Genomic DNA, 13,351 nt, shown 5'->3' with positions numbered 1-13,351 from the left:
AGTAGATTAAATAAAATGGCAAGATATACTGGTCCAAAAAGCAAAATCTCCAGAAAATTCAACGAAGAGATTTTCGGCCCAAGCAAAGCATTAAAAAAGAAAGCATATCCTCCAGGGATGCACGGCCGTGGCCGTCGTAAGAAGCAGTCTGAATACGCAGTTCAGCTTGCTGAAAAGCAGAAGGCAAAATACATCTATGGTGTATTAGAAAAGCAGTTTGCTAACCTATTTGATAAAGCTCACAGAAAAGGTGGTATCACAGGTGAAAACCTTTTGATCCTTCTTGAGTCGAGATTAGATAACACTGTATACCGTTTAGGAATTGCTCCAACTCGTAGAGCAGCTCGTCAGCTTGTTTTGCACAAGCACATAACTGTAAATGGTGGTATAGTTAATATACCTTCTTATAGCTTAAAAGTTGGTGATGTTATAGCTGTTAGAGAGAAATCAAAATCTCTTGAAGCAATTACAACAAGTTTATCTGTTCGTAATGCAAGACAGTTTAGCTGGTTAGAGTGGGACGCAACTGAAATGGCTGGTAAGTTTATTTCTGCACCTCAGCGTGACCTGATCCCGGAGAAGATCCAGGAGCAGTTAATCGTTGAACTTTACTCTAAGTAAGCAGCATAATCAATTTTTAACCTTTAACACTGCAAGTATGTCAATATTAGCATTTCAAATGCCAGAGAAAGTTGTAATGGAAAAAGCCGACGACTTTCATGGTTTATTTGAATTCAAGCCGCTTGAAAAAGGTTACGGTGTAACCATCGGTAATGCTCTGCGAAGAATATTGCTATCCTCTCTTGAAGGATATGCTATTACTAGCGTTCGCATACCTGGTGTACTGCACGAATTTTCATCAGTTGAAGGTGTGGTGCAGGATGTTTCTGACATCATCCTGAACCTGAAAATGGTTCGCTTTAAGAAGATCAGCGAAGTTATTGATGACAAAATCACTGTAACGATCAACGGTTCAGATACTTTCTATGCCGGTGATATCAGTAAATTTACTTCAAGCTTTGAAGTACTTAACCCTGAGTTAGTGATTTGCAACCTGGATAAAAATCTTTCATTAGAAGTTGAGCTTACTATTCAGAAGGGACGTGGTTACGTTCCTGCTGATGAGAACAAGCCAGCTGCTGACCAGGTTTTCGGTCTTATTTCTATCGACTCTATCTTTACGCCAATCAAAAACGTGAAGTTCAGTGTAGAAAACACTCGTGTTGAGCAAAAGACTGACTACGAAAAACTTCTGTTAGAAATTCAGACTGACGGATCAATACACCCAGAGGAAGCTCTAAAAGGCGCTGCAAATATTCTTATCCAGCACTTTATGTTGTTCTCTGATAACACCATGACTTTCGAAACTGCTAAGCCAGAAGAAGAAGAGGTTGTTGATGAAGAACTGCTGCATATGCGCAAAGTTTTGAAGACGCCACTTCAGGATATGGACTTATCGGTTAGAGCTTATAACTGCTTAAAAGCTGCGGACATCAGAACACTTGGTGACCTGGTACAGTTGGATATCTCTGATATGATGAAGTTCCGTAACTTTGGTAAGAAGTCGCTTACTGAATTAGAGAATCTGGTTCAGGAGAAAGGATTAACCTTCGGGATGGACCTTTCTAAATATAAATTAGAAGAAGAATAATAACTTACGGCATAATTCCCGATCCCATATAGGTTGATCGACGGTATGCCCGTGCACAATTCAAAATAATGAGACACGGTAAAAAAATTAATCACTTAGGAAGAACTGCTGCTCACCGTAAGGCGATGCTGTCGAACATGGCTGCTTCCCTTATCATGCATAAGCGTCTTTCTACTACAGTAGCTAAGGCCAAAGCGCTTCGTAAGTATGTTGAGCCACTTCTTACAAAATCTAAGAACGATACTACACACTCAAGAAGAACTGTATTTGCTTACCTTCAGGAGAAGGAAGCTGTAAAAGAACTTTTTGATAATGTAGCTGCAAAAGTTGCAAACAGACCGGGTGGTTACACTCGTATCCTTAAAACAGGTCTTCGTCTTGGTGACAACGCTGAAATGTGTGTTATCGAGCTTGTAGACTATAACGAGGATATGCTTGCTTCAACTGGTACAGCAGCAGGTGCGAAGAAAACTCGTCGTCGTGCTGGTGGTGCTAAGAAGAAAGCTGAAGGTGCTGCTGAAGCTCCTAAAGCTGCTGAAACTGATGCAACCGCAGAAGAAGCTAAAGATGCTGAATAAGCTGAATCTTTGAAATATTTTAAAGGGACATGACGTAAGTCGTGTCCCTTTTTTATTTTTGTAAAAATTCCGAAATGAAAAAACATACCGCAACAGAAGCTATCCTTCTATTAGAGGATGGTATAATCTATAAAGGAAAGAGCTTAGGCAAGATAGGTACATCCGGTGGAGAACTTTGCTTCAATACCGGTATGACTGGTTACCAGGAAATATTTACAGATCCATCTTACTTCGGCCAGGTGGTAGTTAATACAGTTTCGCATGTTGGTAACTATGGTGTGCAACACCAAGAAGTTGAATCTAATAGGGTACAAATAAGCGCACTGGTTTGTAAAGATTTTTCACATTTCTACTCCAGGAAAACGGCAGAAGGCTCTTTGCAGGAATATTTTGAAAAGGCTGGTATAGTTGGTATCTGTGAAATTGATACACGTGCGCTTGTTCGACATATCCGTGACAAAGGTGCGATGAATGCAATAGTATCTTCTGAGATAACAGATATAGATGAACTTCGTAAGAAACTGGCTGATGTACCTTCAATGGCTGGTCTGGAATTATCTTCTAAAGTAAGTACTCCTGAATCGTATGATCTTAAACCAGAAGATGTAAAGTATAGGGTAGCAGTGCTGGACCTTGGGGTTAAGCGTAACAGCTTACATAATTTTATGCAACGCGGCTGTGAAGTAAAGATATTCCCTTACAATACGCCATTTGAAGAGATGGAGAAGTGGAATCCCGATGGTTATTTTATATCGAATGGTCCAGGTGACCCTGCAGCAACTATAGATGCGGTAAATAGTGTAAAACAGATCCTGGCTAAGTCGAAGCCTATGTTTGGTATTTGTATGGGCCACCAGATACTGGCGCAGGCAAATGGTATTGCAACCTATAAAATGCATAATGGCCACCGTGGTCTTAATCACCCTGTTAAAAACCTAATAACTGGAAGAAGCGAGATTACCAGCCAGAATCATGGTTTCGTAGTGGATGCTGAACAAGTGAGAAATCATCCGGAAGTAGAAGTCACGCATATTAACCTGAATGATAACACCATAGAAGGCATGCGCATGAAAACGAAGCCGGCCTTCTCTGTACAGTACCATCCGGAGTCATCGCCGGGACCACATGATTCAGAGTACCTTTTTGATGACTTCGTGGCATTATTAGAGCAAAGTAAAAATCAAGTAAAACTATAGATTAAAAACAATGAGCTTAATAACTGATATTAAAGCCAGGCAGATCTTTGATTCGAGAGGCAATCCTACTGTAGAAGTTGATGTAATAACCGAAACTGGTGTTATGGGCCGTGCTGCTGTGCCTTCTGGTGCGTCTACGGGTATTCATGAAGCTGTAGAGCTTCGTGACGGAGACAAAAGTAAGTACATGGGCAAAGGCGTAATGCAGGCTGTTAACAATGTAAACGATACGATTGCTGAAGAGCTGATTGGTTTCCCGGTGTTCGACCAGAACCTGCTGGATAAGATCATGATCGAACTGGATGGCTCTGATAACAAAGGTAAGTTGGGTGCTAATGCTATACTTGGTGTTTCGCTGGCAATAGCCCGTGCTGCTGCGCAAGAGCTGAATATGCCACTTTACCGTTATGTAGGTGGTGTTAATGCCAATACCTTGCCTGTGCCGATGATGAACATTCTGAACGGTGGTAGCCATGCTGATAACGCTATCGACTTCCAGGAATTCATGATCATGCCGGTTGGTGCGCCTTCGTTCTCTGAAGCTCTGCGAATGGGGTCAGAAGTATTCCACCACCTGAAAAATGTATTGAAGAAGAAAGGCCTGTCTACGAACGTAGGTGATGAGGGGGGCTTTGCGCCTAACATCGCGTCTAACGTGGAAGCCATTGAAGTGGTATTGCAGGCTATTGAAGCAGCTGGTTACAAGCCGGGCGATGATATGATGATCGCGATGGATGCGGCCAGCTCTGAATTCTACGATGCTTCTACTGGTCTTTATACGTTCAAGAAATCTACCGGTGATAAACTATCGTCTTCGGACATGGTGAGCTACTGGAAAGAGTGGACGGAGAAATACCCGATCATCTCGATTGAAGATGGTATGGCAGAAGACGACTGGGCTGGCTGGAAAGAGCTTACTGAAACTATAGGTAAGAATGTTCAGCTGGTTGGTGATGACCTTTTTGTGACAAACGTGAAACGTCTGCAGCAAGGTATAGACCAGGGAGTAGCAAACTCTATCCTGATCAAAGTTAACCAGATCGGTACGCTTACGGAAACTATAAACGCTATTAACTTAGGCCTGCGCCATGGTTATAAGAGCGTGATGAGCCATCGTTCTGGCGAGACAGAAGACAACACGATTGCTGACTTAGCAGTTGCGCTTAACACTGGCCAGATAAAGACTGGTTCGGCTTCTCGATCTGACCGTATGGCTAAGTATAACCAATTGCTTCGCATTGAAGAGGAGCTTGGTGAAATTGCCTATTATCCGGGCCGTAAGTTCTAAAATCCAATATTTGAAAATATTTATGGCTAAGGCTGTGGGTTATATGACTCACAGCCTTATTTTTGTGTAAGTACCTTTTAGCCATAGTTCCCGATGATCAAGCGCATTCCTAAATTCTTCCGCAGTTTTTATTTTATCACAACAGCCCTGTTTGTGGTATGGATGCTCTTTTTCGACTCTAACGACTTTGTGACACAATATCAGATGAGTAAACAGCTTAGCGACCTGGAAGCTGTGAAAGAAGATTATGTGGAGAAAATGGGTGAAGTAGAGAAAGACCGTAAAGCCCTGATGGGAAATGCTGATCTGCTGGAAAAATACGCCCGCGAAAAATACCTGATGAAACGCCCGAATGAGGATGTGTTCATTATAGTTACCAAGGAAGAAGAGTAGTGCTATAGTTTATAGTTTGCCTCAAACTATAGGTCTCAATGATACTTATCACTTAATCCCTCCCCAAATTATTCGTAACTTTGCGCCATTGAGCTGCAACTATAAGTTTGCGGCCTCACCTAAGTATAGATACTATGGCAAAAGTTGCAATAAACCTTTCTACTGGCTCTATCCAGCAGGAAGAAGTTATAGTAGGTATAGATCTGGGCACAACCAACAGCCTGGTGGCCTACATCCATCCTGAAGATAAAAAACCAATAGCGATTAATGATCAGGGCCGCGGAACGATTGTACCATCGGTAGTGCATTTTACCCAGACCGGCGAAACTATAGTTGGTACTGAAGCCAAAGATTACCTGACCACTGATCCGGCTAACACCATTTACTCTGTAAAGCGTTTACTTGGCAAATCGTATAAAGATGTTGGCGAGCACAAGGATTACTTTGGCTACAAGATAATTGATGATGACAGTGAAGGCCTGGTTAAGATAAGGGTAGGTGATAAGTTCTATTCGCCTATCGAGCTGTCGGCGGAGATACTGAAGGAATTGCGCGAGCGTGCAGAACACTCGCTTAAAACTCCGGTTAACCGTGCCGTAATTACCGTTCCTGCTTACTTTAATGACTCGCAGCGACAGGCAACACGCGATGCCGGCAAACTGGCTGGACTGGAAGTGTTGCGTATCGTGAATGAGCCGACTGCTGCAGCGCTGGCTTATGGTATCGGCATCGATCAGAATGAAGAGAAAACGGTAGCAGTATATGACCTGGGTGGCGGTACTTTTGATATTTCTATCCTGAGCATCCACCAGGGTATTTTTGAAGTGCTGTCAACCAATGGTGATACGTACCTGGGTGGTGATGACTTTGACAGAGCCATTATAAACCACTGGATACAGGAAAACGAGCTTATAGCAGATACTATAAACCAGGACAAGAACCTGCAACAAGAATTACGCCTTCGTGCCGAAGAAGCTAAGAAGACACTAAGCTCTCAACCCGTTTACACCTCAACTTTAAACGGAACTATAGATTGCCACATAGAGCGTCATACTTTTGAAACATTGATTGCGCCTATAGTTGCCCGAACTATAGAAAGTTGTAGAATGGCTATGAGCGATGCGAAATTACAGCCGGAGCAAATTGATGCTGTGATCATGGTGGGTGGTTCAACGCGTGTGCCGATGGTGTATGATGCCGTGTCGGAATTCTTTGGGAAACAAGCTAACAATACGCTTAACCCGGATGAAGTAGTAGCTCTTGGTGCCGCCATTCAAGCCGATATTTTAGCTGGTAACCGTAAAGACATTCTGCTGCTGGATGTAACGCCGCTTACCTTGGGTATAGAAACTATGGGTGGCCTGATGGACTCTATCATCCCGCGTAACTCTAAAATACCAACCAAAGCAGGGCGCCAGTATACTACGTCGGTAGACGGACAGGTAAACATGAAGATATCGGTGTACCAGGGTGAACGCGACTTAGTAAAAGAGAACCGTAAACTCGCTGAGTTTGATCTGAAAGGTATACCTGCTATGCCGGCCGGCTTCCCGAAAGTGGATGTGAACTTTATATTGAATGCCGATGGAATCCTGAAAGTAGAAGCTATTGAGTTACGCTCTGGTGTGCGCCAGGAAGTGGAAGTAAAACCACAGTACGGCCTGACAGACGAGCAGGTTGAGCAGATGCTGATGGACTCGATTACGCATGCCCGCGAAGACGTAAATACCCGCATGGTGATTGAAGCCCGCACTACTGCCGAGCAGATGATCTACCAGGTAGAGCGCTTTGTTGAGAAGAACGGCCAGCATTTGACAACCGAAGAAGTTGAGTTGACCAAAACTAATGTGCAGAACCTGAAAAGTGTACTGCCAAGCGGAGATAAAGACTCAATTCTAAAAGCAGTAGATACGTTGGAAGAACAAACCAGCCCATTTGCAGAACGTGTGATGCAGATATCTATAAAGCAGGCAATGGCCGGTAAAAAGATAGAGTAACGCGAAACTATACAACTATAAAACAGAAGCGCCGGCAACTTATACTTGCCGGCGCTTCTGTTTTATAGTTTACTTCATGTGTTGCTGGAGCCAGTTTATAGTTTGATCTACATCCAGAATAGACCACGAGTGCGGGTTAACAGTGCCATCAGAGCGCCGACCTTTGCTAGTTGTAAGTATAAGCTGCGCCTGCTGGTTTCCCATACTTTGCAAATCAGCTATCATAGCGGTACAGTCAGCAGCGTTCAGGTCATACAGGTCGCGGTGGTTAGAGTTGAACTGGTTGGCTACGTCCGGCTCTGAATACAAAAGTACTGGCAGCTGCTTTAGTGGCTTGATGGCGGTATTAGCAGTATCAGAATAAGTATAGGGTGAGATAGTATAGAACTTCTCCGGATTTTGCACTGGTGTGGTATTAAAATCTTTCTGAAGGAGCGCTTGTAAGTACTGTAGCATCTGCTTTGGCCTACTAGATTTATCGCGTTGTACAGCTTTTAGTACACTGCGCTCAAATCGTTCCAGGTCCAGTAGGGGATCTACGGCAAAGAGAGCAGAAACTTTAGGAGCAGCATTTGGGGACAAGCTATACTCAGCAAACTTTACTGCTGTGGTGCCACCCATCGAGAAACCTCCAACGGCAAGCTTCTTATTCTTTAGTTTATACTTCTGCTGTACATCCAATACCAACTGCACTATCATATGCTGCTTTGTATCGGTTAAATACAAGCCGGCATTGCCTTCCAGATATGGTATGGCCACTAAATAACCAGCTTTGGCAGCAGTCATCGGGAAGGGTGTTTCTTTCAGCACATCAGCTGGCGTTTCGCCAAAGCCCGGGAAGAGAAGAACCATACCTACTGCCTTCCCTTTATCTGGTTGGAGGATCAGCGTGTAATTGCGTGCGGTATCGGCAGTGGCCGAACTATAAAAGTGCTCTGCTTTTTGTGCATAAGAAGCTGAACTATAAAACAGGCATATTACCAGCAGCCGTCGGAAGTATAGGTTCATCGTTTTATAGTTGGTATTATCGTTAAAACTTGATGCCGAACTTTTTGCCTAGTGCTTCCAGGTCTTCAGCCACAGGTTGCAGCAACGGAATCCCTTCTTTCAAGCGGATGTCAGTCATTTCGCGTTCCGGGTCTCCGGGGATCAATACGGCAGATTCGCCTTTCTTGGTTTTAGCAGCCCTGAACGTTTCTATCCAGCGGTCCATATTCTCTTTAAACTCATTAGCCGGGCGGAAAGCATCAATGCGCATCGCACCTAAAAAGTGGCCGATACCTTTACCAACCGGGTCGGCAGGTGGATTTAAAAATGCTACAAAAGGCGGAACCCACGGGCCATAGTTGGCACCAGATAGCACAGCCGAGAAAATATCAACTATAGCTGCCAGCGCATACCCTTTGTGGCTACCATGTACCAGGTCTGAACCGAGAGGGAGCAGGGCACCGCCATCTTTCAGTTCGTTGGCATTATCGGTGTCGTCTCCTTCGGCAGTCTGTATCCAGCCTATAGGTGCTTTTTTCTCTTTGCGTTGTAAAATTTCAAGCTTGCCGTTGGCTGCCGATGCAGTAGCAAAGTCGGCTACAAACGGTGGTTGTTTTTTGGTTGGCACCGCTACAGCAATCGGGTTAGTACCCAGCATTCGTTCTATAGAATGAGTAGGGGCAACAAGCGGGCTTGCGTTGGTCATCGCCATGCCTATCATATCCGAGCTCAATGCTTCCATGGCATGGTAACCGGCAATTCCGAAGTGGTTGGAGTTACGCACCGATACCCAGCCTGTGCCTACTTTTTCCGCTTTCTCAATGGCAATGTCCATGGCTTTTGGGGCGATCACCAATCCTAAACCACCATCACCATCTACAGTTGCCGTGCTCGGCGTTTCGTGCACAATACGCATAGTAGGGGTTGGATTGATACGACCGGCTTCCCAGAGGCGCACATATCCGCTCAGTCGGGCAACGCCATGAGAGTCTACGCCACGCAGGTCGGCTTCCAGTAACACTTCGGCAGCTAACTTGGCATCTTTAGGCGGGCAGCCGATAGCTAAGAATATTTCCTGGGTAAAATCAAATAAGTGTCGGTAAGTATACATGTATTCTAAATTGCGGTAGTAAGGGCGGCAAATTAATAAATTCTGCTACTAAACCCTTCATTAATACCTGCTTTATACTAGGCTAATAATGAGCTATAGTTCTGTAAATATGTTCTTTTTTCTATACTTTAGAGCCTGAATAAGTTTGTGGAACAGATTTTGTCTGTGCCAGCTTAGGCAAATTATATTTTTACTATGATACGAGCTATACTTTCCGCTTTTATGCTGCTGGCTGCTTTTGTAGCACAAGCCCAGACCCAACTTATATTTGACCAGACTACCCCGGAAGCTTACCTAATAAAGTATAGCGCCACTGGTAACAGCAGCCAGCAAAACATCAATTCTATCCTTAACCTGCTACGCGATGGCGATGTGCGGAAAGGTGGTGGCCGGCCGGCCCGTAACCCGGAATTTACAGTTAAAATGGAGCAACAGGCCCGTATTGCCGATACTGGTAATGCATTACAGTTAACCGTAAAGCTCAGCAAAATCGGGGTTGACAGCGATGTTACCTACAAAGGTTTTGGTGTGGAGGATGTATTGCTCCCGGAAAAACTGAATGCGAAGGTGAAGCTGCTGGACGGCAAGAAAAAAGAACTGAAGGCCTTTAACCTGACCAATATCTCTTTTAATAAAGAAGGTGTGGTAGTGCTGGATGTAACGATGCCTGATACCACTACTGCTAACCAGAACTATAGTTTGGTGGTAGAGCCAAAAGAGCTGATCTATACTACAGAAAGTGTAAACCGCTTTAAAAGACACCAGGAACTGGTACAAAGTTATTACACTGCCGAAGCAACTATAAGCCGCGCCTTGCAGGATGTAAACCGTATTCAGCCGGAAGATGTGGACCGCATTAGCCTGCACGACCGCAACCTGCACCAGATGGAGGATATGTACGAGCGCATTAAGGACGAGAACTATAAAGATAAGCTGAACCTGCGCCAGTACGACCCACAGCACCTGACTCAGAAAATGGCTGACCTTCACCGCCTGATGAAGGAGCGCCGCCGTGCTGTAGATTATGCCCTGAGCACGATGGACCTGCAGTTCTTTAACAAAGGAATGAGCCTGGTAGCTTCCGGACAGGGAAATGCAGCGCAGGGTTATTTTATAAAGTCTCTGGAAGTGAACCCGAAGTTTGCCCCATCGCACCTGCAGCTTGCCCGCCTTGATTTTGTGAATGGTTACCTGAACGAAGCTACTGCCCGCACTTTAGATGTGTTGACTGGTATGCGTATTGACCCGGAAACCCGCCAGATGGCGCAGGTATTGGCATATGATATTTATACTTCACACATAAACCGCGGCCATAGTTTAGTTAACAACAGAGACTATAACGCCGCTTTGCAGGCTTTTGGCACTGCTCGCGAAATGTGTGATAAAGTTGGCGGATTAGGTTGTAACCTGCCAGCCCTGCGCGAAGGTGAAGGTCGTGCCGCAACCGGTTTGTACCACAACATAGTAGCAGAAGGCAAGCGCGAATTTAGCCGCAACAACATTGCACAGGCAGATAGATTAGCCGAGGAAGCCCTGCGTTTCCAGAGCGATTACCGGGATGTGATGCCGCAGCCAACCGAAGCCATTGACCTGCAGAACCAGGTAAAATATACCTATTATATAGAGCACATCGATAAAGGCAAAAACTACCTGAACAGCAAGAACTATACAGCTGCCCTAAGCCAACTTGATGCAGCGCTAGACCTGCAGGACAAGTATACTTTTAAAGAAGTGAGCGAGCTGAGCACATTGCTACAGAAAGCTGCCAAGCCTGTATTGCTGGCTGAACTACAGACCGGCTACCAACAGGCCATGAACAACCAGCTAACTGATGCGCGTGCGCTTGCTTCTAAAGCAGTTGCCATGCAGGGGCGTTATGGTCTGGCTCAGGATAAAGAGGTGCTCGGCAAGTATAACCTGCTCCGCGACCGTATTGTAACCCAGGAATGCCAGAATGCACAAAATGCCTATGACGACCACCTGCAGCAGGCAAAAGAAATGGCCAGAACCAGGCAATTTCTAGCTGCCGACAAAGCCTATTTAGCTGCTCTTAAGATTGCCGGCGATAACACTATTTGCCAGTTAGCCGACTTTACTGCAAAAGACGGACGCGAAGCTATACTTCCGGCAGTGCGTTACCAGCAGATGCTCGAAGACATAAACCGCTTTGTTGCCAGCAGCCGCTATACCGAAGCCCTGCAAACTTATAACCAGGCCGAGAAGCATTACAAAGCCTATGAAGTAAACCGTTTTGGGTTAGACCATATTTCGCTGTACAACTATGCAAAGGAAACAACCAAGCTGCCGTTTACTGCTGAAGTAGTACAGTACTACGCCAGCCAGGGCGAAGAAGAAGTTGCCATTAACCTGCTAACTATACTCCTGCAAAAGGATTATAAGAACCGTAAGACCAAGAAAGTACAGGAGCAACTGGGCAAGCAACTGGCATCGCAGGATGTGCAGTTGGGTTTAAAAGATGATGCTGAAGCATTGGCTATGAAGCACACGAATAACAACCGCGATCTGAAAAAGCTGAGAAAGGCTTATGAGAAGGAAAGAAAACGCATAGCGAAAGCAAAAGCTTAAAAGTAAAAAGGCAGGAAGTTCTCCTGCCTTTTTTGTTAATGTCATTTCGAGTGTAGCGAGAAATCTTATTTGTCCTATAGCTGAAGTCTATTCCTTACTTGTACCAAGCCATCCTTTTATGGTTACCTCTAATCCTGGGAGCTCTACTCACCTATCGTTTTATAGGTAACTTGGCTCCCTCACGGCCGGGAGGCCCCGTCTTTGGGCATCGCGCGGTGTACATTTCTTTTGTTCGTACCTCACAATGCCTTACGGCACCAGAAATCTACAAGGCGCTCAACCCAAAGACTAAGATCAATTCGATAGTAAAAGCTAAACTATAGTTCAAACCGGTAAGCTTCGAAATTTATCGTGGTCATAGTTCCGTAGGGACAGGTCGCGACCTGTCTGCTCGTAGTCTGTAACTATAGAACTATAGAAAATGAAGTGGCAACAGCAGAAAAGTCCCCCTTTGAAGGTGGTGAAGGTGGATGTTAATTCTAACTATAAAACTATAAACAAACTATAGCAGTAGCACAAACTCCCCTCCTTGGAGGGGCAGGGGTGGGTTAAAAGGCAGCCATGCTACTACTGTAGCTACTACAACAAAAGCCTAAAACTGTAAATTCTAATTCAAATAATAACGGTTTACTTTTCCAGCATCTGCTGCAGCACGCCTTCCTTTAGTGCATACGACGACACACGGATCTCCTGCAGGTTGTAATTCTCCAGCACAAAGTCTACAGCTATAGTTGCCAGTACGATCATATCTACGCGCATTTCCAGCATACCGGGGATGGCTAAGCGTTCGTCGTGGGTTTTGCTTAAAAACTCTTTATAGATACTATAGAAATCATCCATGGCCAGTTCGGAAGCCGGTGGTATAGTTTGCTGGCGCGATGTGTCGCCGTGGCGGAGTGCGTTTATATCACAAAGCGTATCGAAGGTGCCGGATGAACCTACGAGTATAGTTGGTTTATACCTATTTATAGCTTCGGTTAGTGGTTGTAGCTTTTCTGCTAAGTATGCTTTTTCGGCGGCGATACTTTCGGATGGTATCGGGTCTGCAGTGAAGAACTGGTCCATCAGGCGCTGAGCTCCGATTTCGAAGCTGCGTTTCCAGAAGATCTGCTGGTTGTTGCAAAGTATAAACTCCACGCTGCCACCGCCAATATCCATGATCAGGGCTGTCTGTTCGTCCAGCACACCGGCGAAACGCACACCATAGTAGATCAGTTCGGCTTCACGGGCACCGTCTATCACTTCTACTTCAATGTCGGTTTGCTTGTAGATGTCCTTTACAAAATCGTCGCCGTTGGCTGCGTTGCGCACCATGCTGGTAGCCATGGCCCGAACCGTTTCAGCACCATGCTCATCAATCACCTTCCGGAAATCTTTTAGTGTTTTTAGGGCACGCTCGTAGGCTTCGGGTGCGATGTTGCCGTTGCTGATGCCGCCCTGACCCAAACGCACCGGTACTTTGGTTTTATACAGGTCGCGCAACTGCCCCTGCTCATTCACTTCCGTTACCAGCAAGTGAAACGTATTCGTACCCATATCGATCAGTGCAAGGCGGTTTTTCATT

11 protein-coding genes are annotated in these 13,351 nt (G+C 45.2%); 8 read left to right on the top strand and 3 right to left on the bottom strand.

What is annotated here, in order from left to right:
• Positions 1–15 precede the first annotated feature (15 nt).
• From rpsD to hscA, 7 genes are all read left to right on the top strand, one after another.
• The gene (gene rpsD, locus ABS362_RS13505) at positions 16–621 is read left to right on the top strand and encodes a 30S ribosomal protein S4 (RefSeq protein ID WP_162346231.1); all 606 of its coding nucleotides are present in this window, start codon (positions 16–18) and stop codon (positions 619–621) included.
• Positions 622–658: 37 nt separating this feature from the next.
• Positions 659–1,651 (top strand): DNA-directed RNA polymerase subunit alpha, encoded by a 993-nt coding sequence (locus ABS362_RS13500; RefSeq protein ID WP_350413038.1) that lies wholly within the window; start codon positions 659–661, stop codon positions 1,649–1,651.
• A gap of 68 nt (positions 1,652–1,719) precedes the next feature.
• Positions 1,720–2,229 carry a 50S ribosomal protein L17 gene (gene rplQ, locus ABS362_RS13495; protein ID WP_350413037.1) on the top strand — a complete coding sequence of 170 codons (510 nt, stop codon included), beginning with the start codon at positions 1,720–1,722 and terminating at the stop codon, positions 2,227–2,229.
• Between the two features lie 74 nt (positions 2,230–2,303).
• Positions 2,304–3,425 (top strand): glutamine-hydrolyzing carbamoyl-phosphate synthase small subunit, encoded by a 1,122-nt coding sequence (carA, locus tag ABS362_RS13490; RefSeq protein ID WP_350413036.1) that lies wholly within the window; start codon positions 2,304–2,306, stop codon positions 3,423–3,425.
• Between the two features lie 10 nt (positions 3,426–3,435).
• Positions 3,436–4,713 (top strand): phosphopyruvate hydratase, encoded by a 1,278-nt coding sequence (gene eno, locus ABS362_RS13485; protein ID WP_350413035.1) that lies wholly within the window; start codon positions 3,436–3,438, stop codon positions 4,711–4,713.
• Between the two features lie 93 nt (positions 4,714–4,806).
• The gene (locus ABS362_RS13480; protein WP_350413034.1) at positions 4,807–5,106 is read left to right on the top strand and encodes an FtsB family cell division protein; all 300 of its coding nucleotides are present in this window, start codon (positions 4,807–4,809) and stop codon (positions 5,104–5,106) included.
• A 134-nt stretch (positions 5,107–5,240) separates the two neighbouring features.
• Positions 5,241–7,103, top strand: a complete 1,863-nt coding sequence (gene hscA, locus ABS362_RS13475; RefSeq protein ID WP_350413032.1) for a Fe-S protein assembly chaperone HscA — start codon at positions 5,241–5,243, stop codon at positions 7,101–7,103.
• A 69-nt stretch (positions 7,104–7,172) separates the two neighbouring features.
• Here the strand turns inward: hscA and ABS362_RS13470 are convergent, their stop codons facing one another.
• Positions 7,173–8,111: an alpha/beta hydrolase gene (locus ABS362_RS13470; RefSeq protein ID WP_350413031.1), complete on the bottom strand. Its 939-nt coding sequence runs from the start codon at positions 8,109–8,111 to the stop codon at positions 7,173–7,175.
• 22 nt (positions 8,112–8,133) lie between these two features.
• Complete coding sequence (locus tag ABS362_RS13465) at positions 8,134–9,201, bottom strand: Ldh family oxidoreductase (RefSeq protein WP_350413030.1); 1,068 nt, start codon at positions 9,199–9,201, stop codon at positions 8,134–8,136.
• A 195-nt stretch (positions 9,202–9,396) separates the two neighbouring features.
• Here ABS362_RS13465 and ABS362_RS13460 point away from each other — a divergent pair, with 195 nt between their 5' ends.
• On the top strand, positions 9,397–11,787 hold the full coding sequence (locus ABS362_RS13460; RefSeq protein WP_350413029.1) for a hypothetical protein: 2,391 nt from the start codon (positions 9,397–9,399) through the stop codon (positions 11,785–11,787).
• Between the two features lie 627 nt (positions 11,788–12,414).
• On the opposite strand, the gene ABS362_RS13455 is transcribed toward ABS362_RS13460, so the two are convergent.
• A complete protein-coding gene (locus ABS362_RS13455; RefSeq protein ID WP_350413028.1) occupies positions 12,415–13,350 on the bottom strand; it encodes a Ppx/GppA phosphatase family protein in 936 nt (311 codons plus the stop codon).
• Between the last annotated feature and the right edge of the window lies 1 nt (position 13,351).

Origin of the sequence: Pontibacter populi (assembly GCF_040278685.1) — a bacterium.
GTDB classification, from domain to species: Bacteria; Bacteroidota; Bacteroidia; order Cytophagales; family Hymenobacteraceae; genus Pontibacter; species Pontibacter populi.
The sequence above is the reverse complement of the archived record's forward strand: the minus strand, read 5'-3'. Positions and strand labels throughout refer to the sequence as shown.

Excerpts from the sequence above, each read along its gene's own strand:
- rpsD (WP_162346231.1), top strand. The coding sequence starts at position 16 with ATGGCAAGATATACTGGTCCAAAAAGCAAAATCTCCAGAAAATTCAAC.
- ABS362_RS13500 (WP_350413038.1), top strand. The coding sequence starts at position 659 with ATGTCAATATTAGCATTTCAAATGCCAGAGAAAGTTGTAATGGAAAAA.
- rplQ (WP_350413037.1), top strand. The coding sequence starts at position 1,720 with ATGAGACACGGTAAAAAAATTAATCACTTAGGAAGAACTGCTGCTCAC.
- carA (WP_350413036.1), top strand. The coding sequence starts at position 2,304 with ATGAAAAAACATACCGCAACAGAAGCTATCCTTCTATTAGAGGATGGT.
- eno (WP_350413035.1), top strand. The coding sequence starts at position 3,436 with ATGAGCTTAATAACTGATATTAAAGCCAGGCAGATCTTTGATTCGAGA.
- ABS362_RS13480 (WP_350413034.1), top strand. The coding sequence starts at position 4,807 with ATGATCAAGCGCATTCCTAAATTCTTCCGCAGTTTTTATTTTATCACA.
- hscA (WP_350413032.1), top strand. The coding sequence starts at position 5,241 with ATGGCAAAAGTTGCAATAAACCTTTCTACTGGCTCTATCCAGCAGGAA.
- ABS362_RS13470 (WP_350413031.1), bottom strand. The coding sequence starts at position 8,111 with ATGAACCTATACTTCCGACGGCTGCTGGTAATATGCCTGTTTTATAGT.
- ABS362_RS13465 (WP_350413030.1), bottom strand. The coding sequence starts at position 9,201 with ATGTATACTTACCGACACTTATTTGATTTTACCCAGGAAATATTCTTA.
- ABS362_RS13460 (WP_350413029.1), top strand. The coding sequence starts at position 9,397 with ATGATACGAGCTATACTTTCCGCTTTTATGCTGCTGGCTGCTTTTGTA.
- ABS362_RS13455 (WP_350413028.1), bottom strand. The coding sequence starts at position 13,350 with ATGAAAAACCGCCTTGCACTGATCGATATGGGTACGAATACGTTTCAC.